At 70.2% G+C, this 20255-nt stretch carries 20 protein-coding genes and 2 pseudogenes; 14 read left to right on the top strand and 8 right to left on the bottom strand.

Going from position 1 to position 20255, the window contains the following annotated elements; translation table 11 throughout:
• Positions 1 to 29: 29 nt before the first annotated feature.
• The 6 genes from PBV52_RS10600 to PBV52_RS10575 all read right to left on the bottom strand — a co-directional run bounded on the left by PBV52_RS10600 (position 30) and on the right by PBV52_RS10575 (position 6226).
• Positions 30 to 1019 (bottom strand): zinc-dependent alcohol dehydrogenase family protein, encoded by a 990-nt coding sequence (locus tag PBV52_RS10600; protein WP_274238058.1) that lies wholly within the window; start codon positions 1017 to 1019, stop codon positions 30 to 32.
• On the bottom strand, positions 1016 to 1873 hold the full coding sequence (locus PBV52_RS10595) for a carbohydrate ABC transporter permease (protein WP_274238057.1): 858 nt from the start codon (positions 1871 to 1873) through the stop codon (positions 1016 to 1018). Before PBV52_RS10595 ends, PBV52_RS10600 begins: the two co-directional genes overlap by 4 nt.
• Positions 1873 to 2820 carry a carbohydrate ABC transporter permease gene (locus PBV52_RS10590; RefSeq protein ID WP_373921843.1) on the bottom strand — a complete coding sequence of 316 codons (948 nt, stop codon included), beginning with the start codon at positions 2818 to 2820 and terminating at the stop codon, positions 1873 to 1875. The genes PBV52_RS10595 and PBV52_RS10590 overlap by 1 nt, the downstream gene beginning before the upstream one ends.
• Positions 2817 to 4184, bottom strand: a complete 1368-nt coding sequence (locus PBV52_RS10585) for a sugar ABC transporter substrate-binding protein (protein WP_274238056.1) — start codon at positions 4182 to 4184, stop codon at positions 2817 to 2819. Before PBV52_RS10585 ends, PBV52_RS10590 begins: the two co-directional genes overlap by 4 nt.
• A 119-nt stretch (positions 4185 to 4303) precedes the next feature.
• The gene (locus tag PBV52_RS10580) at positions 4304 to 5086 is read right to left on the bottom strand and encodes a DeoR/GlpR family DNA-binding transcription regulator (protein ID WP_274238055.1); all 783 of its coding nucleotides are present in this window, start codon (positions 5084 to 5086) and stop codon (positions 4304 to 4306) included.
• 330 nt (positions 5087 to 5416) lie between these two features.
• A complete protein-coding gene (locus tag PBV52_RS10575; protein ID WP_274238054.1) occupies positions 5417 to 6226 on the bottom strand; it encodes an NAD(P)-dependent oxidoreductase in 810 nt (269 codons plus the stop codon).
• Positions 6227 to 6390: 164 nt separating this feature from the next.
• Between PBV52_RS10575 and PBV52_RS10570 the strand changes: the two genes are divergently transcribed.
• Both PBV52_RS10570 and PBV52_RS10565 read left to right on the top strand, forming a co-directional pair.
• Positions 6391 to 7344, top strand: a complete 954-nt coding sequence (locus tag PBV52_RS10570; protein WP_274238053.1) for a 5-dehydro-4-deoxyglucarate dehydratase — start codon at positions 6391 to 6393, stop codon at positions 7342 to 7344.
• Positions 7341 to 8504 carry a hypothetical protein gene (locus PBV52_RS10565; RefSeq protein WP_274238052.1) on the top strand — a complete coding sequence of 388 codons (1164 nt, stop codon included), beginning with the start codon at positions 7341 to 7343 and terminating at the stop codon, positions 8502 to 8504. The genes PBV52_RS10570 and PBV52_RS10565 overlap by 4 nt, the downstream gene beginning before the upstream one ends.
• Here PBV52_RS10565 and PBV52_RS10560 read toward each other — a convergent pair.
• Together PBV52_RS10560 and PBV52_RS10555 are read right to left on the bottom strand one after the other, a co-directional pair.
• Positions 8441 to 9679, bottom strand: coding sequence for an MFS transporter (locus tag PBV52_RS10560; protein ID WP_274238051.1), 1239 nt, complete (start codon positions 9677 to 9679; stop codon positions 8441 to 8443). The two genes, PBV52_RS10565 and PBV52_RS10560, sit on opposite strands and share 64 nt — an antisense overlap.
• A 134-nt stretch (positions 9680 to 9813) precedes the next feature.
• Positions 9814 to 10341, bottom strand: a pseudogene (locus PBV52_RS10555) (helix-turn-helix transcriptional regulator); the annotation flags it as partial.
• On the opposite strand from PBV52_RS10555, the pseudogene PBV52_RS10550 reads away from it, so the two are divergent.
• From PBV52_RS10550 to PBV52_RS10495, 12 genes and pseudogenes are all read left to right on the top strand, one after another.
• A pseudogene (locus PBV52_RS10550) lies at positions 10232 to 10462 on the top strand (hypothetical protein); the annotation flags it as partial. The pseudogenes PBV52_RS10555 and PBV52_RS10550 sit on opposite strands and share 110 nt — an antisense overlap.
• A gap of 434 nt (positions 10463 to 10896) precedes the next feature.
• Positions 10897 to 11232 (top strand): hypothetical protein, encoded by a 336-nt coding sequence (locus PBV52_RS10545; protein ID WP_274238050.1) that lies wholly within the window; start codon positions 10897 to 10899, stop codon positions 11230 to 11232.
• Positions 11229 to 11609 carry a nuclear transport factor 2 family protein gene (locus PBV52_RS10540; protein ID WP_274238049.1) on the top strand — a complete coding sequence of 127 codons (381 nt, stop codon included), beginning with the start codon at positions 11229 to 11231 and terminating at the stop codon, positions 11607 to 11609. Before PBV52_RS10545 ends, PBV52_RS10540 begins: the two co-directional genes overlap by 4 nt.
• Positions 11610 to 11708: 99 nt before the next feature.
• A complete protein-coding gene (locus PBV52_RS10535; RefSeq protein WP_274238048.1) occupies positions 11709 to 11909 on the top strand; it encodes a hypothetical protein in 201 nt (66 codons plus the stop codon).
• Between the two features lie 75 nt (positions 11910 to 11984).
• Complete coding sequence (locus tag PBV52_RS10530) at positions 11985 to 12410, top strand: VOC family protein (RefSeq protein ID WP_274238047.1); 426 nt, start codon at positions 11985 to 11987, stop codon at positions 12408 to 12410.
• Positions 12411 to 13075: 665 nt separating this feature from the next.
• Positions 13076 to 13660, top strand: coding sequence for a TIGR03086 family metal-binding protein (locus PBV52_RS10525; protein ID WP_274238046.1), 585 nt, complete (start codon positions 13076 to 13078; stop codon positions 13658 to 13660).
• A gap of 40 nt (positions 13661 to 13700) precedes the next feature.
• Positions 13701 to 14459, top strand: a complete 759-nt coding sequence (locus tag PBV52_RS10520) for an MBL fold metallo-hydrolase (protein ID WP_274238045.1) — start codon at positions 13701 to 13703, stop codon at positions 14457 to 14459.
• A gap of 148 nt (positions 14460 to 14607) precedes the next feature.
• Complete coding sequence (locus PBV52_RS10515) at positions 14608 to 15276, top strand: GntR family transcriptional regulator (RefSeq protein ID WP_274238044.1); 669 nt, start codon at positions 14608 to 14610, stop codon at positions 15274 to 15276.
• Positions 15273 to 16184, top strand: a complete 912-nt coding sequence (locus tag PBV52_RS10510; protein WP_274238043.1) for a dihydrodipicolinate synthase family protein — start codon at positions 15273 to 15275, stop codon at positions 16182 to 16184. Before PBV52_RS10515 ends, PBV52_RS10510 begins: the two co-directional genes overlap by 4 nt.
• A 20-nt stretch (positions 16185 to 16204) precedes the next feature.
• Complete coding sequence (gene araD / locus PBV52_RS10505) at positions 16205 to 17926, top strand: L-arabinonate dehydratase (protein ID WP_274238042.1); 1722 nt, start codon at positions 16205 to 16207, stop codon at positions 17924 to 17926.
• Between the two features lie 172 nt (positions 17927 to 18098).
• Entirely contained in the window at positions 18099 to 19034 is a 936-nt protein-coding gene (locus tag PBV52_RS10500) for a carbohydrate ABC transporter permease (RefSeq protein WP_274238041.1), read from the top strand.
• Complete coding sequence (locus PBV52_RS10495; protein WP_274238040.1) at positions 19031 to 19927, top strand: carbohydrate ABC transporter permease; 897 nt, start codon at positions 19031 to 19033, stop codon at positions 19925 to 19927. The genes PBV52_RS10500 and PBV52_RS10495 overlap by 4 nt, the downstream gene beginning before the upstream one ends.
• Positions 19928 to 20255: the final 328 nt, after the last annotated feature.

Genomic DNA, 20255 nt, shown 5'->3' with positions numbered 1-20255 from the left:
ACGGTCGTGCCGTCGGACAGGAGACGGCTCTACGGCACCACCACGATCTTGCGGCCCACCCCCGACGCGAACTGCTCCAGCGCCTGCGGGTACCGCTCCAGCGGGATGCGGTCGCTGATGAAGATCTCGGGGTCGAGGACCCCGGTCGCGAACAGCTCCGCCGCGCGCTCGAAGCTGTGCAGGACCGCCATCGAACCCGTGATCGTGATCTCCTGGTTGTAGATGCGGTACGGGTCGATCGTCACCCGGGTCGCGTAGTCCGCCACCCCGAACTGCAGGAACGTGCCCGCCTTCGCGACCCGGTCAAGGCCGTCCTGGATCGCCGCCGCGTTGCCCGTGGCGTCGACCACCAGGTCCCAGCCCTGAGGGCGGTCCAGCTCGTCCGGGTTCGCGGCGGACGCCGAGACGCCGAGCCGCCGTGCCGTTTCCAGCCGTGCCGGGTTCACGTCCACCACGTCCACGCTCGCCGCCCCCGTCCGCTTGGCGAGCTCCAGCATCATCAGGCCCATCGTGCCCGAGCCGTAGATCAGGACGTGGGCGCCGAGGCGGGACTGCAGGACGTCGTAGCCGCGGACCGCGCACGACAACGGTTCCACCAGCGCCGCGTCCTCGGTGCGGACGTGTTCCGGCAGCTTCACGCAGTTCGCCACCGGCGCCACCGCGTAGCGTGCCGCGCCGCCCGCCGTGGTCACGCCGATCGCCGCCCAGCGTTCGCAGAGGTTGTTGTGGCCCGTACGGCAGTAGCGGCACTCGTAGCAGTACAACGACGGGTCCACCGCGACCCGGTCGCCGACCGACAGCTCCGTGACCTGGGTGCCGACCCCGACCACCTTGCCCGCGAACTCGTGCCCGGGCACGATCGGCAGCTTCGGGGCGAACTCGCCCTGGAGGATGTGGAGATCGGTTCCGCACAGGCCGCACGCCGCGACCTCGACCACGACGTCGCGCGGTCCTGGCGTGGGGTCCGGGACCTCGGCGACGACGGCCTTGCCCACGGACTCGATGACGGCGGCCTTCATTTCACGGCTCCCAACGACAGGCCCTGGACCAGCTTGTCCTGGGCGGCGAACCCCGCGGCGAGCACCGGCAGGGAGATGACGAGCGACGCGGCGCACACCTTCGCCAGGAACAGGCCCTGGCTGGTGATGAAGCCGGTCAGGAAGACTGGGGCTGTTTCCGCTACCACGCCGGTCAGTACGCGGGCGAACATCAGCTCGTTCCAGCTGAAGATGAAGCAGATCAGGACCGTTGCGGCGATGCCGGGGAGGGCGATGGGGGCCACCACGCGCCACAGGATCGTCGGCAGTTTCGCGCCGTCGATCTGCGCCGCCTCGATGATCGCGGTCGGTACCTCGGCGAGGAAGGACTGCATCATCCACACCGCGATCGGCAGGTTCATGGACGTGTAGAGGATGACCAGGGCCCAGATGTTGTCGAGCAGACCGGTGTTCTTCGCGAACAGGTAGATCGGCAGCAGGCCGGCCACCAGCGGCAGCATCTTGGTGGACAGGAAGAAGAACATGACGTCGGTCCACTTCTTCACCGGCCGGATGGACAGCGCGTACGCGGCCGGCAGTGCGAGGACCAGAGTCAGCAGCGTCGAGGCGACCGAAGCCGTCATCGAGTTGATCAGTGCGGGCCACGGGCTGGCGCCCCCGCCCACGCCGAAGAATTCGCGGTAGCTGTCCAGGGTGAGCGAGGCGGCGAGGGAGGGCGGGTTGGTCGCCGCGTCCGCCTCGGAGTGGAAGGAGGTCAGGACCATCCAGAGGATGGGCAGCACGAACAGGATGCCGGCCAGCCATGCGACGACTCCCAGGGCGGCACCCTGGAACCGGCCGCGGGACCGTGGTGCGGTGGTGGTGATCGTGGTCATCAGCGGGACACCTCCGCACGGAACAGGGACGACACGACGCGCAGGGCGAAGGTCGCGAGGATGAGCGAGCCGATGACGACGATGACGCCGGCCGCCGAGGCGAGGCCGTTCTCGTGCGCCTGGTAGAAGGTCTGGTAGATGGTGTATGGCAGGTTCGCGGTGCCCAGGCCGCCGGAGGTGATGGTGTACACCGCGTCGAAGTTCTGCACGATGTAGATCGAGCCGAGCAGCACGCTCAGTTCGATGTAGCGGCGCATGTGCGGCAGCGTGATGTGGACGAACACCTGCCAGTCGTTCGCGCCGTCCATGCGGGCCGCCTCGAGCAGCTGAGAGTCGCGGCTCTGCAGTCCGGCGAGCAGGATCAGCGTCATGAACGGCGTCCACTGCCAGATCAGCGACGCCTCGACCGCCATCAGGGGCATCTCGGAGATCCAGTCGGGCTGGGCCGCCCCGTCCCCTCCGATCCAGTTCAGGATGCCGTTGAAGAGACCGTACTCGGGGTTGAACAGCACGTGCTTCCACAGCAGCGCTGCCGCGACCGGCACCAGCAGGAAGGGGGCGATGAGCATCGTGCGCACGGCGGCCCGGCCCCGGAACCTCCGGTCGAGCAGCAGCGCCAGCGCCAGTCCGAGCACCAGGCTGACGAGCACGACCGTGACGGTCAGCAGGACGGTCGTCCCCACCGACTCGCGCAGCTCGGGTGTGCTCAGCACTTCCGAGTAGTTGGCGACGCCGGCGAAGTGGCGGTCGTCCGGGTACAGCGCGTTCCAGTCGAAGAACGAGATCACCAGGGTGGCCACGAAGGGCAGCTGTGTCACGGCGATCATGAAGATCAGCGCGGGCAGCAGGGGGGCCCGGGTGGCCCACGCGCGCATGCGGTTCGGCGGCCGGGTCTCCGGCCGCACGGGGGCGGCGGCGACTCGGGTGGGGGGAGTGGTCACGCTCATGATCCCTCGTACTTCTTCCCTACGGCCTCGGCGAGCTCCTGCGACTTCTTCAGCGCGCTGTCCACGGACTGGCGGCCGACGATGGCGGAGCTGATCTCCTGGGAGACCTTGGTGCCCAGGTCGGTGAACTCGGGGATGCCGACGAACTGGATGCCGGGCGCGGGCCGGGGCTGCACGCCCGGGTCATCGGGCTTGGCATTCGCGATGGCGTCACGGGTGACGTCCGCGAAGGCGGCCGCCTCCTTGCGGTACTGCGGGATGTCATAGGTCGACGCACGCTTGCCGCCCGGCACGTTGGCCCAGCCGATCTTCTCGCCGACGAGCTTCTCGTAGTCCTTGCCGGAGGCCCAGGAGATGAACTTCCAGGCGTTCTCGGCGTTCTTGGACGCCTTCTGCACGCCCCAGGCCCAGGTGTAGAGCCAGCCCGAGCTCTCGGTCTTCTCGACCGGGGCCGGGACATAGCCGATCTTGCCCTTGACCGGGGAGCCGGAGGCCTCCAGGGAGCCGGCGCCGGCCGTGGCGTCGTACCACATCGCCGTCTTGCCCTGGGTCATGTTGTTCAGGCACTCGGCGTAGCCGGACTGTGCGGCGCCGGACTCGCCGTGCTCGCGGACCAGGTCGACGTAGAACTGCGTGGCCTCCTTGAACTCCTTGGAGTCCAGCTGCGCCTTCCAGTCCTTGTCGAACCAGGTGCCGCCGTAGGTGTTGACGACCGTGGTCAGCGGTGCCATCACCTCGCCCCAGCCGGGCAGGCCGCGCAGGCAGATGCCCTTCATGCCGGACTCGGCGCCGTCCACCTTGGCGGCGATGTCGGCGACCTGCTTCCAGGTGGGCTTGGCGGGCATGGTCAGGCCCGCCTTCTCGATGACGTCCTTGCGGTACATCAGGAAGGAGGACTCACCGTAGAAGGGCTCGCCGTAGAGCTGGCCGTCCTCCCCGGTGAGGGCCTGCGTCATGGGCGTGAGGATGTCGTCCTGGTCGAAGGCGGTGTCGCTCTTGACGTAGGAGTCCAGGGAGTGGAGCCAGCCGTTCTTGGCGTAGATCGGGATCTCGTAGTTGCTCAGGGTGGCGACGTCGTACTGGCCCGCCTGGTTGGCGAAGTCCTGGCTGATCTTGTCGCGGACGTCGTTCTCCGGCAGGACGGTGAAGTTCACCTTGATGCCGGTGTCCTTGGTGAAGTTGTCTGCAGTGAGCTTCTGGAGCTCCACCATCTGCGGGTTGTTCACCATCAGGACGTTGATGGAGTCGCCGCCGGTTGATCCGGATCCGCCGGCGCCCGAGCAGGCGGCGAGTGAAGTGATCAGCGTCCCTACGGCTGCCACGGCAAGGGAGGCGCGTGGCGTGCGTCGGCTCTGGGTTCGCATGAGGTACTCCTGGACATTTAGTTACAAAGGGGGCGGTAGTGGGGATGGGTGTGCCGTACGGGGTGGGTCGGTTGGACGGCCGGTCCTTCGGACGGGGTGTGTGGGGTGCGGCTCGGGCGTCAGACGCGGATGACCTGCGGTCCCAGCAGTGAGTAGCGGTGGGCCTCGGCCGCAGGGAGCAGCGTGCTCGTCACGATCGCTTCCAGCGCGCCGATCTCCGCGAAGCGGCAGAAGCTGACGGCCCCGAACTTCGTGTGGGCGCCCGCGAACACCGTGCGCCGCGCGGATCGGATCGCCTGCGCCTTGACCTCGCTGACGGCCGGGTCGGGGGTGGTGAGGCCGTGTTCGCGGGAGATGCCGTTGGCGCCGATGAACGCCAGGTCGATGACGAAGCCGGCGAGCATCTTCGTGGTCCAGTGGTCGACCGTCGCCAGCGTGCCGGAGCGGACCCGGCCGCCGAGCAGCAGGACCGAGATGCCCTCGGCCTCGGCAAGCGCGCCTGCGATCGGCAGGGACGCGGTGACCACGGTGAGCGGCCGGCCCCGGGGCAGGGCCTCGGCGATGAGCTGCGGGGTGAAGCCCTCGTCGACGAAGACCGTCTCGGCGTCCCCGAGCAGCTCGGCCGCCGCGGCGGCGATCCGGCGCTTCTCGGGAACGTGGCTGGTGGCGCGGAAGGAGAGTGTCGTCTCGAAGCCGGCGCTCTCCACGGGGTAGGCGCCGCCGTGGGTGCGGCGGAGCAGGCCGTGCTCCTCCAGGACGCGCAGGTCCCGGCGCACGGTCTCCTTGGCCACGCCCAGCTCGACGGCGAGCGCGGTGACGTCGACCGAGCCGGTGGAACGCGCAGCCTGCACGATCTCGCGCTGGCGTTCTTCGGCGGTCCTCGCTGTGTTGGCCGTCGTCATCGTCGACACCCGCTTCCGTGCTGTGGTGCTTGGCTTGATCGCCTGGGAGGCGTCAAGCCGGAGTTGCCCGTTCGGGCCCGGTGGGGCCCATGGGGGAAGTTCTACAGCGGAGGTGGGGTGCTGAACAGGCCTGTTGTCGATCCGATACTGCCCGTTTCTGCCCGTTTGGCACTGTGGGTGCCCGCCTCGGACCTGCGCGGCCGTGAAGGTGGGCGTGAGATCGGGCAGCTCTGATGCCCGAATGCGGGAGCGGGCGGGCCCGTTCGGTGCCCGCCCGCTCCCGCGAACGCCTGGTTTCCGCCGTGTTTCGGTCGGATCTGTACGGTCGGATCAGTACGGCCAGATCGGCGGGTCGCTCACGAAGTGGCCGCCCAGGTAGGCGTGCGCGATGTTGTCCGGTTCGAGGTCGCCCTGCTCGGCGATGAGCTTCTCGGCGTACGGCTCGGAGTCGTCCTGCGGCTCGTAGCCGAGGGCCCGTGCGGTGGCGAGGTCCCACCACAGGCGCGTGTTCGCGGAGGAGCCGTAGACGACGGTGTGCCCGACGTCCTCGGCGGTCAGGGCCGCGTGGAAGAGGCGGGCGCCGTCGGCCGGGCTCATCCACAGGGAGAGCATGCGGACGCTGGTCGGCTCGGGGAAGCAGGAGCCGATGCGGACGGAGACCGTCTGCAGGCCGTGCTTGTCCCAGTAGAACTGCGCGAGGTCCTCGCCGAAGGACTTGGACAGGCCGTAGAAGGTGTCCGGGCGGCGCGGGGTGTCGACCGGGATGAGGGGGTCGTCGCTCTGGGGGCGGGGCGTGAAGCCGACGGCGTGGTTGGAGGAGGCGAAGACGATGCGCCGCACGCCCTCCTCGCGGGCGGCCTCGTACAGGTTGGCGGTGCCCGCGATGTTCGCGCTGAGGATCTTCTCGAACGGGGCTTCCAGGGAGATGCCCGCGAGATGGATGATCGCGTCGACGCCCCGCACGGCCTCGCGCACCGCGTCCTTGTCGGCGAGATCGGCGACGATCGCGTCCGGCTCGTCCTCGACGGGGCGCAGGTCGAGCAGCCGCAGCTCGTAGCCGTACGCCGGGAGCAGGCCCCGCATCAGGGTGCCGAGGCCGCCGGCGGCGCCGGTGAGCAGAACGGTGCGGGGGGCTGGCATCCTCGGTTCTCCTTCAATCAGCGGCCGCATGCGTGCACGGTATTCACATTCATGGACTAGTTAAGGATCACCACCCCTCGTCGTCAAGGGTGGTGCAGCCCGTGTTCATAACCGTAAACTCTGATCAGAACCCTGCACTCACCGTCTCGTTCTAGGGAGAGCCCGTGACGCCAGCCCCCCTCGCCGCACGCCTCGGCATCCCCGGCGGGCCGCTGTTCTTCCCCGTCACCGCCTACGGCCCCGACGGCTCGGTCGACCTCGACACGTACCGCACCCATGTGCGCCGAGGCATCGAGGCCGGGGCCGCCGCCGTGTTCGCGTGCTGCGGCACCGGGGAGTTCCACGCGCTCACGCCCGAGGAGTTCCAGGCATGCGTGCGCGCGGCCGTCGAGGAGGCGGCGGGACGGGTGCCGGTCGTCGCGGGCGCCGGATACGGCACCGCCCTCGCCGTGCGGTACGCGCAGCTCGCCGAGGCGGCCGGGGCGGACGGGCTGCTCGCCATGCCGCCGTATCTCGTCGTCGCCGGGCAGGAGGGGCTGCTGCGGCACTACCGGGAGGTCGCCGCGGCGACCGCGCTCCCCGTCATCGTCTACCAGCGCGACAACGCCGTGTTCACCCCGGACGGCGTCGTCGAGCTGGCCCGCACGGACGGCGTCATCGGGCTCAAGGACGGCCTCGGCGACCTGGACCTCATGCAGCGGATCGTCAGCGCCGTACGCACCGAGGTGCCCGGCGACTTCCTCTACTTCAACGGCCTGCCGACCGCCGAACAGACCCAGCTCGCCTACCGGGCCATCGGCGTCCCGCTCTACTCCTCCGCCGTGTTCTGCTTCGCCCCCGAGATCGCCCTCGCCTTCTACAGGGCGCTGGAGGCGGGCGACGACACCACGGTGAACCGCCTCCTGGACGGCTTCTACCGCCCGTTCGTCGAACTGCGCGCCCAGGGCCGCGGCTACGCCGTCGCCCTCGTCAAGGCCGGCGTACGGCTGCGCGGGCTGGACGTGGGGGAGGTGCGGCCTCCGCTGCACGAGCCGAGCGAGGATCATGTCAAGCAGCTCGCCGAGGTGATCGAGCGCGGATACGCGCTGCTGCACAAGGAGCCGGAGGAAACCAAGTGAAGGCGTCGGCATTCGTCTACCCCTGGGACGTCAACGGAGACCCGGAGGCGCCCGGGAGAATCGCCGCCCTCGGCGTACGGCAGGCGACGCTCGCCGCCGCCTACCACTCCACCCGCGCCCTCACCCCCCGCCACCCGCGCCACCGCATCGTCACCGCCGAGCACGCATCCGTGCTGTATCCGACCGACGACCGGTGGCAGGGCCGGGAGCCGCGCCCCTACCCGGCCGGGGACTGGGCGCCCGGCGACGCCTTCGGCGAGGCGGCCGCCGCGCTCGCGGACGCCGGTCTGGAGGTGCACACCTGGGTGGTCCTGGCGCACAACTCCCGCCTGGGCGCCGAGCACCCCGACACCTCGGTCGTCAACGCCTACGGCGACCGCTACCCCTGGGCCCCCTGCATCGCACAGCCCGCCACGCGCGCGTACCTCGTCGACCTGGCCGCCGAGGCCGCCGTACGGCCCGGGGCGCGCGGCACCGAGCTGGAGTCCCTCGGCTGGTACGGGCTGCAGCACCTGCACGCGCACGACAAGACCGGCGGGGTCCCGCTCGGCGACGCCGGGATGTACCTGATGGCGCTCTGCTTCTGCCCGACGTGCAAGGAGGGCTACGGCGACCAGGGCGTGGACGCCGACGAGCTGGCGGCCGCCGTACGCGCCGCCCTCGAACCGCTGTGGCAGGGCACGGTCGCCGACGAGGGCTGGGCCGGGGTCGAGAAGCTGCTCGGCGAGTCGAACGCGGCGGCCACGCGCGCGTGGCGCGACGAAACCGCCCGCACACTCCAGGAGACGGCGGTCCGGGCGGTCCGCGCGGCCGCCCCCGACGGCTTCCAGATCCTGCTGCACGCCGACCCCGTGACGTACCACGTCGGCGCCAACCCGGGCGTAGACCCCGAGCACATCCTCTCCGTGGCGGACGGCGTGGTCGTGCCCTGCGCGGGCGGCCCCGCTCTGCTGACGCCCTTCGCCGGGCAGGGCCGCGAGGGCGCGGTCATCGCCGCCAACTTCGGTGTGGTCTCCGGGATGGGCGGCAGCCCGGGCACGCTGGCGTCGGACGCGGCACGCGCGCGTGAGCTGGGGGCCACGGAAATCCGGCTCTATCACGCGGGGTTGGCGTCGGACGGCGACCTGGTGGCGGTGCGGGAGGCGCTGGCCGCGCTCTGAAGCAGCGGCAGCGCGGCCACCAGCCACGCCACGCCCACGGCGGCCGACAGCAGCCGCACGTCGAGCAGTTCGACCAGCGTGGCCCCCGCGGCCAGCCCGATGACGTTCGGGGTGAAGACGAGTGTGTTGGCCGTGGCGGCCGTACGGCCGAGCAGGGCGTCCGGTGTCTCGCGCTGTACGGCGGTGAGCGCGGCGATCAGCACGCAGGGCAGCCCCGCGCCGATCGCCGCGCCGCAGACCAGGGCCACCGGGTCGGACGGGATCGCCCGCAGGCCGGCCGCGGTGGCCGTCAGGGCGATGCCGTACGCGGCGAAACGGCGCTCGCCGAGGCGGCGCAGCGCGGGCCCGGAGAGCAGCCCGATCGCCACCGAGCCGGCGCCCTGGACGGCGTACAGCACACCGGCGTACGCCGGGTCGTGCCCGAGGCCGTCGATCACGGCGTAGATCATCGCGCCGTTGAGACCGGCGAAGAGCATGGTGGTGCCGCCGGCCAGGACGAGAGGGCGCAGCCGGGGGTGTGTCCAGAGGTAGCGGGCCCCCTCGGCGGTCTGCGCCCGCCAGCCGCCGCCCGTCGGCTCGGGCGTGCTCTCGCGGACGCGGAGGCAGGCGTACAGGCCGGTCGCGACCACGAACGTCATGGCGTCGAGCAGGGCGACGCTCGCGCCGCCGTACGCCGCGTAGACGCCCGCGCCGGCCAGCGGGGCGAGAAGTTTCATGCCCTCGGTGGCCGTCATGCGCAGTCCGTTGAAGTCGCCGAGCAGGGACGCGGGGATCGCGCCGGCGACGAGGGCGGACTCGGCGGCGTCGTGCACGACACCTGCGGCGCCGTAGACGAACAGGACCGCGAAGAGGAGCCAGAGGCGGGCGGGGGAGTCGACGGTGAAGAGGGTGAGCAGGAGGGCGGCCAGGAGGAGGTTCGCGCCGATCAGCAGCGGTTTGCGGCGGGTGCGGTCGGCGAGCGTGCCGAGGAGCGGGCCGGCCAGGGTGGGCGCCCACATGGCGAGCATGCACAGCGCCGCCAGGCCGTCGGACCCGGTGAGGTCCTTGACCCAGACGCCGGACGCCAGCCACAACGCCGAGGTGCCGAAGCCGGAGACCACGACTCCGGCGAGGTAGAGGGCGGAGTTGCGGTCGCGCAGGACACGCACGAGTGCCCAGGTGGTGGTTGTCGTCATGGCACGCCATGGTGCGTCTGAGGCGGGGGCGTGCGGATGGGGGAAGTGCCTTAGACGGCGCGCTTTTCGCGCTGTGCGTCATGGGGCTCGGGGTGGTGTGCGGCGGTGTGGGGTGGGTGGCGTGTGGACGAATCTCACCTCGGGGGGTGGCCGCGGACCGTGTCGCGGAAGGCGATCGGGGTCTGGCCGGTGCGCTGGTGGAAGTACTTGCTGAAGTGGGTGGCGCTGGAGAAGCCGAGGCGGTCGGCGATTCGGGCGGCACTCTGATCACTGCGGGCCAGGAGGCGCTTGGCTTCGAGGACGACGCGGCGGTCGATGAACTCCTTGGCACCGAGTCCGGCGGAGGCGAGGGTGGCGCGGGAGAGGGTGCGGGCCGAGTAGCCGAGCGCGTCGGCGTAGTCCTCGACCCGGCGGGTGCGGGCGTAGTCCTTTTCCACCGCGTCACGGAAGCGCAGGTAGGTGGCGTCGGGCTCGGGGGCGGGGCTGCCCGCAGGCACGGTGAGGTGGGCCAGGCGCAGGACGAGGACGGCCAGCAGGTGGCGCAAGGCCGCGGTGTGGATCTCCAGGGGCAGGCGTCCGAGGGCTTGGAACTCGGCGGCGAGATGGTCGGCGGTCAGTCGAAGGGCCTGGGCGTCCTCGGGCAGGGGTCTGCGCAAGATCGGCCCCGACGCCCTGCGCCGGCTGGTCGCCGGCCTGCCGGAGGGCTTCCGCTACGAAGGCGCCCGGGTGATCGCCGACGGCGACCTGGTCGCCCTGCACGGCACGTACCACGGCTTCGGGCCCGACCCGCTGGTCGCCTTCGACGTCTTCCGCGTCGACGCCGACGGCAAGCTCGCCGAGCACTGGGATGCCCTGACCCCGATGGTCAAGGACACCGCCTCCGGCCGCTCGCAGACCGACGGCCCCACCGAGGTCACCGCGCCCGCGGAGACCGAGGCCAACCGGGCCCTGGTCGCCGAGTTCGCGCAGAAGGTCCTGGTCGGTGCCGACTACTCGGTGCTCACCGACTACATCTCCACCGAGACGTACGACCAGTACAACCCGGAGGCCGCCGACGGCCTCGACGGCTTCGGCGCCGCCGCCGCGAAGTGGGCCGAGCAGGGCAGGAACCTCGTCTACAAGACCGTCCACAAGGTCATCGCCGACGGAGACTTCGTCCTGCTCCAGCCACCGACCGCAGCCACGACGGCCGCACCGCACACCCCTGCGGCGGCGAGGTGGAGATCAACGTCCGCATCGGCCCCGAGTTCGTCGACGCCCCCTATCTCCCCGCAGGCCGCCGTCTCCAGGACTGGCTGGGAACCGCCGCCGACGCCCGCCTGCTCATCCTCGAATTCGGCGCCGGATTCAACACCCCCGGCGTCATCCGGTGGCCGGGCGAACACCTCACCCGCCAGATCCCCCACGCACGCCTCGTACGCGTCAATCCCACCCACCCCGAAACCCCCGCCGACCTCGCCGGCCGGACTCTGTCCGTCCCGGTCGGGGCCGACCACTTGCTCGACGCACTCACCGTGCCGCACCCGGCACCCGACCCTACGGTGGCATCATGAGCGACCCGGAGAAGAACAAGGCCACGGCTCAGGCGTTCTACGACCTGATGTTCAACCAGTGCCGCCCCGCCGAGGCCATCGACCAGTACGCCGGCGACACCTACATCCAGCACAATCCACACGTCGGCGACGGCAAGCAGGCGTTCATCGACTACTTCGAGCGCATGGCCGCCGAGTACCCGGGCAAGCGGGTGGAGGTCAAGCGCGCCTTCGCCGAAGGCGACCACGTGATCCTGCACTGCCACCAGACCTGGCCCGAGGAGGAGTACGCCGGCATCGACATCTTCCGTTTCGACGCAGGCGGCAGGATCGTCGAACACTGGGACGTCCTCCAGGTGATCCCACCTACCTCCAAGAACGCCAACACGGTGTTCTGACCCAGGTGAACAGTGCGCCAATTCCCTGTGTGGGAAGGCGATTTGATCGTGACGCGGGGGTGGGTCGCAAGGTAATGTTCAGGCAAAGAGGTGCTCGCGGTGACCAAGGGAGCCGCGACCGGACAAAGTTCGAAGGAGGCAATGGTGTTCGATCTCCGGACCGAGGCGGAAATGAGGCTGTTCTCGGAAAAGACGGCCCGGGAACTCGCGCTGAAGAAGCAGCGGGATGAGGGTGTCGAGTCCGAAGAGTTCAGGACCACGGAGACGTCGGCCGCCATTGCCGCGGAGCCGGTCGGCTGACGTTCTGCTCGGAGTGGTGTGACGGTCCGTCGGGTTATCCGGCGGGCCGTTCTGGCTGTCCGGAAAGGGGAATCGATGAGGACCCTGCACTTCGGCCTTCGCGTGGCCGACCTCGAACGATCGCTCGCGTTCTACACGGCCGTCGGCTATGAGGTGGTCGGGAGCGCCCCCGACACCCCGTTCGGAAGCCTGACCATGCTGAAGCTCCCCGGCGACGAGTTCGTCAGCATCGAACTTATCCATGATCCCGCCGGGGGATACAAGGCCGCCGCCGGTAACAGCAGCGTCCTCAACCATTTCGTCATCAAGGTGGAGTCGATGGCGGCCACTCTCGGCGAACTCACCGCGCAAGGCATCGACGCCGAGGCGCCCGTATCGCCGGACGGTTCGGACGACTTCCTGACTGCATGGCTCACCGATCCGGACGGCAACCGGATCGAGCTGGTCCAGTGGCCGACGGGGCATCCCGACGGCATCACGGGAGCGGACTGGACGGACTGAGCCGGGGCCGGGGCCGGGCATGCGAACCAGGGCCGGGCGGGAATCCGTGTGGTGAATCGTCTTCTCATGCAGTACATCACTGGGCGGGCCCGCTCAGAAAGGGAGGGCCGTCGGAGTCGGGGCGTGGGACGGGATCGCTGGGGGCGGGGCGTGTAGAGCCGGGTCGTATCACCGGCGCGCCGTGCCCCGTGGGAGCGCCGACCCGCGATGAGCCGTCGGCCGCAACCGGCCAGGGCAGTGGGGACCGGGCCTGTTTACCCGTGCGCGAGCACTCGGCCTGCTCCAGGTGCCTCTCCTTCGTCCGGTGTCGGCCGCTTGGTCGGTTTCGGGTGGTCTCCCTTCGTCGGGCGTTGGCCCCTCGGCCCTGCTCCGGATGGTCCCCCTCCCGGGGCGGCCCCTCGGCTTGCTCCGGGTGGCCTCCCTCCTCCCGCGTCGGCCGTTCGGCCTGTTCGATGCGGCCCCTCTTCGTCGGGCGTTGGCCCCTCGGCCTGCCCATGTGGCCCCCTCCTCTCGCCTCGGCCCCTCGGCCCCTCGGCCTCCGCCCGGCGGCGCGCCCCCTACGTCAAAGGCCCGCCCCCGGCCGATGAATCTCGCGAGCGCCGCCGATTAGTTTCGTCACTCCCGCCGGTCTACCCCTCAGAAACCCATCTGTGAGGAGCCGGCCCATGACCGACACGACCCTCGACCTCGGACCGCAGGCCCGCATCGTGGCCCGCCTCGCGGACGGTGTCATCGACGATCAGCTGTCGGCGCGGACGCCCTGTCCGGACATGGCGGTGCATAACCTGCTGGGGCACTTGATCGGGCTGGCCGTCGCCTTCCGTGATGCCGGGCGCAAGGACCTGGGCGTCACGACCGACACCAGCCCCGAGGCCGCAGTACCGGACATCGGGCCGGGCTGGCGTGCGGAGTTGCCCAAGGTGCTCGACGAACTGGCCGAGGCGTGGCGCGCTCCGGACGCGTGGGTCGGCATGACCCGTGCGGGCGGTGTGGACCTGCCCGCTGCCGTGGCGGCGGCGGTGGCCGCCGACGAACTGGTGATCCACGGCTGGGACCTGGCCGTGGCGACGGGCCTGCCGTACGCACCGGACCCGGCCGCCCTCCAGGCGTCGTACGACTTCCTCCGCGCCGCCGCCGACTCCGACCGGGGCGGCGGCATCTTCGGCCCGGTCGTTCCGGTGCCGGACGAGGCGTCCCTGCTGGACCGCGCGGTGGGGCTGAGCGGGCGGAACCCCGGCTGGGCGCCGTAATCCCGGGAACACCGAGGCGGCGGGGACATACGCTCCCCGCATGCCTCCCACCCTCACCCTCACCGTCCTCGGCACGGCATCCCCGCACCCCGGCCCCGGCCGCCCCTGCTCCGGCTATCTGGTGCGAGGGGGAGGGGCCGAAGTGTGGGTGGACGCCGGGACCGGGACCTTCGCGGAGTTGCAGCGGCATGCGAACCCGGCACGGCTCAGCGCTGTCTGGATCTCCCACCTCCACGCCGACCACAACGCCGATCTGCTCGCCGCCTTCTACGGCCTGGCCTACGGCGGGCTCACTCCGGACGCGCCCATTCCGGTCTACGCGCCGGGCGACTGCGCGCAGCGCCTCGCCGCCTTCCTCGGCCGGGCGGACGCCGGGTTCCTGAGCGGCATCCTCGACTTCCGGCCCCTGTGCGACGGCCACACCGTCCAGCACGGCGACCTGCTCCTCACCTCGCGTGCCGTCGTGCACGACGTCGAGGCGTACGGGCTGCGGGTGGAGAGCGGCGGGCGGGTTCTCGCGTACTCCGGGGACAGCGGGCCCTGCCCCGCGCTCACCGAACTCGCCCGCGACGCCGACCTGTTCCTGTGCGAGGCCGACATCGACGAGCATCGCGAGGGCGAACAGGTGCACCTGACGCCCGAGGACGCCGGAACCGCCGCCCGCCGGGCGGGTGTGAGGGAGCTCGTAGTCACCCACGTCGGGCCCACGCTCACCCCGGAAGCGGCGACCGTACGCGCTGCCGAGGCCTTCGGCGGGTCCACCGTCACCGCGCGCGAAGGTCACGTGCTGCGCGTCTGAGGCAACCTCAACTTCCTTTGTAAGAAGCATTGACGAAACATGCGCCCCCTCTTACCTTCATCGCGTCGTACTTCGTACGTCATATATGAGACGCGATACGTGAGATCCCATACGCGAGAGCCATCCCGCGAAGATCCGAGAGGCGCGCATGACCTCTGTGCCCACGCCGATCCCCTCCCGCACGCAGTACGTGCTGGAGGAGATCAAACGCCGCATCCTCACGGGGCAGTTGACGCCCGGTCAGGCCCTGGTCGAGACCGAGCTCGCCGCTCAGTTCGGGGTGTCGAAGACCCCGGTGCGCGAGGCGCTCAAGACGCTGGCCGGGACCGGGCTGGTCGTGATGAGCCAGTACAAGGGCGTCACGGTGCGCATGGTGGACGCGGACATGGCGCGCGAGGTCTACGACGTGCGGCTGCTCCTGGAACCCGAGGCCCTGAAGCGGGCCGTCCGGCGCGGAGCCTCCCTCGATGCCGCCCGGGATGCCCTGACCCGCGCCGACGCGGCCGGCGACACCGCTGAACGCTCCCTCGCCAACCGGGAGTTCCACCGCGCCCTCTACCTGCCGTGCGGCAACCCGCTGCTCGGCCGGATGCTCGACGAGGTCCGCGACCAGGCCGCCCTCGTCTCCGCCGTCGCCTGGGCCGCCTCGCCCTCCTGGGAGCGGGAGGCCGGCGAGCACCGGGAGATCCTGCGGCTCGCGCTCGAAGGGGACGCGGACGGCGCCGCGCGCGCCCTGCACGCCCACATCGCGTCGTTCGTCGAGCGGGCCTTCCCCGACGCGGAGGTCGAGGCCCAGGGAGAGGACGGTCCGGCATGACCACGACGTTCGAGACCCAACGGACGGCCCTGGCCGACGTGGTGGCGATCCCGGTGACCCCGTTCGCCGAGGACGGCCGTGTCGACCAGGACGTCCACCGGGCGCTGCTGCGTCGTCTCCTCGACGGGGGCGTCACCACCCTCACCCCCAACGGCAACACCGGTGAGTTCTACGCCCTCAGCCCCGAAGAGCGCCGTCTTGTCACCGAGTTGACGATCGACGAGGTCCGCGACCGCGACGCCGTCATCCTCGTCGGCGTCGGCCACGACGTGCCCACCGCCATCGCCTCCGCCCGGCACGCCCGCGAGCTCGGCGCCCAGATGGTGATGGTCCATCAGCCCGTCCACCCGTACGTCTCCCAGAACGGCTGGGTCGACTACCACCGCGCCATCGCCGAGGCCGTGCCCGAGCTCGGCGTCGTGCCGTACATCCGCAACGCCCAGCTCAGCGGCGCGCGCCTCGCCGAACTCGCCGACGACTGCCCGAACGTCATCGGCGTGAAGTACGCCGTCCCGGACGCCGCCAAGTTCGCCGCCTTCGCGCGGGACGCGGGGCTCGACCGCTTCGTGTGGGTCGCGGGCCTCGCCGAGCCGTACGCGCCCTCGTACTTCTCGGCGGGCGCCACCGGCTTCACCTCCGGACTCGTGAACGTCGCCCCGTCCGTTTCGCTGAACATGATCGAAGCGCTTCGATCCGGTGACTACCCGGGCGCGATGAAGGTCTGGGAGCAGATCCGCCGCTTCGAGGAGCTGCGCGCCGCGAACGGCTCCGCCAACAACGTCACCGTCGTCAAGGAGGCCCTCGCCTCCCTCGGCCTGTGCCGCCGTGACGTCCGCCCGCCGAGCCGGCACCTGCCCGAGGACGAGCGCGCCGAGGTCGCCGCCATAGCCGCCGGGTGGTCCCTGTGACGCCCTCGCAGGAACGGCCCGTGAAGCGCCCGGAGGAACTCAGAAGCCACCAGTGGTACGGCACCGACGGGCTGCGCTCCTTCAGCCACCGGGCCCGCACCCGCCAGCTCGGCTATCTGCCCGAGGAGCACCTGGGCAAGCCGGTCATCGCGATCCTCAACACCTGGTCCGACATCAATCCATGCCATGTGCACCTGCGGGACCGCGCGCAGGCCGTGAAGCGCGGGGTGTGGCAGGCCGGGGGCTTCCCGCTCGAGTTCCCGGTCTCCACGCTCAGTGAGACCTTCCAGAAGCCGACCCCCATGCTCTATCGCAACATGCTCGCGATGGAGACGGAGGAGCTGCTGCGGTCGTATCCGGTGGACGGGGCCGTACTGATGGGCGGCTGCGACAAGTCCACGCCCGCCCTGCTCATGGGGGCGGCCTCGGTCGACCTGCCCGCCGTCTTCGTGCCCGCCGGCCCCATGCTGCCCGGCCACTGGCGCAGCGAGGTCCTCGGCTCCGGCACCGACATGTGGAAGTACTGGGACGACAAGCGCGCCGGCCTCATCGGCGACTGCGAGATGGGCGAGCTGGAGAACGGGCTCGCGCGCTCTCCCGGGCACTGCATGACGATGGGGACGGCGTCCACGCTGACCGCCGCCGCCGAAGCCCTCGGTGTGACCGTCCCGGGTGCCTCCAGCATCCCGGCCGTCGACTCCGGGCACGACCGGATGGCAGCCAAGGCCGGTATGACGATCGTCGACCTGGTCCACAAGGACCGGCGGCTCCTGAGCATCCTCACCCAGGAGGCCTTCGAGGACGCCGTCACCACCGTTCTCGGCCTCGGCGGCTCCACCAACGCCGTCATCCACCTGATCGCCATGGCCGGGCGGGCCGGCATCCGGCTCACGCTCGACGACTTCGACCGCATCGCCCGCACGGTCCCGGTGCTGGCCAACGTACGGCCCGGTGGACAGACGTACCTCATGGAGGACTTCCACTTCGCCGGCGGCCTGCCCGGGTTCCTCTCCCGGATCCCGGACCTGCTCCACCTGGACCGGCCGACGGTGTCGTACGACACCCTGCGCGAGCAGATCGAGGGCGCGCAGGTGCACAACGACGACGTCATCCGGACCCGGGACAACCCGGTCGCGAGCGAGGGCGGGGTGGCCGTGCTGCGCGGCAACCTCTGTCCGGACGGCGCCGTCATCAAGCACATCGCCGCCGAGCAGCACCTGCTCGCGCACACCGGGCCCGCGGTCGTCTTCGACGACTACAAGACGATGCAGCGGACCATCAACGACCCGTCGCTCGGCATCACCGCCGACAGCGTGCTCGTGCTGCGCAACGCCGGGCCCAAGGGCGGTCCGGGCATGCCCGAGTACGGCATGCTGCCGATCCCCGACCACCTGCTGAAGCAGGGCGTACGGGACATGGTGCGGATCTCCGACGCCCGGATGAGCGGCACGAGTTACGGCGCGTGCGTGCTGCATGTGGCACCGGAGTCGTACATCGGCGGACCGCTGGCCCTCGTGCGGACCGGGGACCTGATCACCCTCGACGTCGAGGCGCGCACGCTCCATCTCCATGTGGACGACGAGGAGTTGGAGCGCCGCCGGGCCGAGTGGACGCCGCCGCCCGCACGGTACGAGCGCGGCTACGGCGCGCTCTACAACGAGCAGATCACGCAGGCCGACACCGGCTGCGACTTCGAGTTCCTCGCCCGCCCGGGCAAGGTCGCGGATCCCTACGCGGGCTGACCGGCAAGCAGTAGTCAAGCAGTAGGCAAGCAGTACGAGCAGTACCAGCAGTACGACCTCGCACACCTCTGCACAGGGAGAAAGCGCTTCCCGAACAACGTACGCAAGCTCGACGCACGCACGACGCAAGCTCGACGCACGCACGCACGACGTACCAGAACGGAGAACAGTCATGGCCCAAGCCGCAGCCGTGGCGAAACCGCCCGCGCCACCCCGGCGACGCCGTGCCTCCGCCACGCCGCGCAGGCTCCCGTATCTGCTGATCGCCCCGGCGGCCCTGCTCATGCTGGGCTTCATCGCCTACCCGGTCATCAGCGTCTTCTACTACAGCCTGCAGGAGTACAACCCCACCAAGCCGTGGCGGAACGGCTTCACGGGCCTCGACAACTTCGTCCACGCCTTCACCGACGACCCGCTGTTCTGGGACACGCTCGTCTTCAGCGCCAAGTGGGTCGTCGTGGAGGTCGGGCTGCAACTGCTGTTCGGGCTCGCTCTTGCGCTGATCGTCAACCAGACGTTCGCGGGACGGGCGCTGGGCCGGGCGCTCGTGTTCTCGCCGTGGGCCGTCTCCGGCGTGCTGACCTCGGCGATCTGGGTGCTCCTCTACAACTCCCAGACGGGCATCACCCGTTACCTCGCGGACGTGGGCATCGGCTCCTACGGCACCAGCTGGCTGTCGGACACCTCCACCGTGTTCCCGGCGGCGATCGTCGCCGACCTGTGGCGCGGCGTGCCCTTCTTCGCGATTCTCATCCTCGCCGACCTCCAGTCCGTCTCGAAGGACCTGTACGAGGCCGCCGAGGTCGACGGGGCCAGCCGGATCAAGCAGTTCTGGCACATCACGCTGCCCCATCTGAAGGACGCCATCGTCCTGTCCACGCTGCTGCGCGCGGTGTGGGAGTTCAACAACGTCGACCTGCTCTACACGCTGACCGGCGGCGGCCCGGCGGGAGTCACCACGACCCTGCCGCTTTACATCGCCAACACCAGCGTCGACGCGCACAACTTCGGCTACGCGTCCGCCCTGACCACGGTCGCGTTCGTGATCCTGCTCTTCTGCTCGATGGTCTATCTGCGGCTGAGCAAGTTCGGAGGTGAGGACAAGTGAGCGTCAAGGAAGCCACCAAGGCCGCGCCCGCCCCCATGCGTGCCGCCCCCGAACCGCCGCGTCCGTCGAAGAAGAACCATTCCTGGGACGAGGTCCCGCGCTGGCAGATCTACCTTCCGCTGTCGATCTACCTGCTCTTCACCCTGATCCCCTTCTACTGGATCCTGCTCTTCTCGCTGCGCCCGGCCGGCTCGACCTCGCTCGTGCCCTGGCCGATGACCTTCGACCACTTCGAGAAGGTCTGGACGGAGCGGAGCTTCGGCACCTACTTCCAGAACAGCGTGCTGGTCGGCGTCGCCACCCTGCTGATGACGACCCTCGTCGCCCTGGCCGGTGGCTACGCCCTCGCGCGCTTCAACTTCAAGGTCAAGCGCGCCTTCATGCTCGCCCTGCTCTGCTCCCAGTTCGTGCCGGGCGCGCTGCTCCTGGTGCCGCTGTTCGAGACCTTCGCCGAGCTGCAGATGATCAACTCGCTGGGCAGCGTCATCATCGCGGAGACGGTCTTCCAGTTGCCGCTGTCGATGATCCTGATCAGCAACTTCATCAAGAACGTGCCGTACTCCCTGGAGGAGGCGGCCTGGGTCGACGGCTGCAACCGGATGATGGCCTTCAGGATCGTCGTCCTGCCGCTGCTGCGCCCCGGTCTGATCGCCGTCGGCTCCTTCGCCTTCGTGCACTCCTGGAACCACTTCCTGTTCGCCCTGATGTTCCTCAACAACCCGGAGAAGCAGACCATCCCGGTCGGCCTCAACACCCTGATGGGCGCGGACAGCGTGGACCTGGGCGCGCTCGCCGCGGGCGGCATCATCGCGGCCGTACCCGTCGTGCTCGTGTTCGCCTTCATCCAGAAGTGGCTGATCACGGGCTTCAGCGCGGGGGCGGTGAAGGGATGAGGCTCCGTCGGATCACCGTGACATGCGCCCTGCCCGCGGACGACGGTCGAGCCCGCACGGGGGTGGGCTCGACCGGTCGCGAGGTCCGCGTGGCCGCTCGGCGGGCCGTGGGTGCTCCGAAGTGGTTGTTCGCCGGTCGGCGTGCGGAGGTGGTGTCGGTATGAGGGCGCGTCAGATTGCTGTTGTGGGCGCCTTGTTGGAACTGCTGTGCGTCCTGGCCCGCGCCGGGGCCCGGGAAATCAGTCGCAGCAGCCTGCCCGCGGACGACGGTCGAGCCCGCACGGGGGTGGGCTCGACCGGTCGCGAGGTCCGCGTGGCCGCTCGGCGG

The sequence above is a fragment of the Streptomyces sp. T12 genome (genome assembly GCF_028736035.1).
GTDB lineage: Bacteria > Actinomycetota > Actinomycetes > Streptomycetales > Streptomycetaceae > Streptomyces.
The sequence above is the reverse complement of the archived record's forward strand: the minus strand, read 5'-3'. Positions and strand labels throughout refer to the sequence as shown.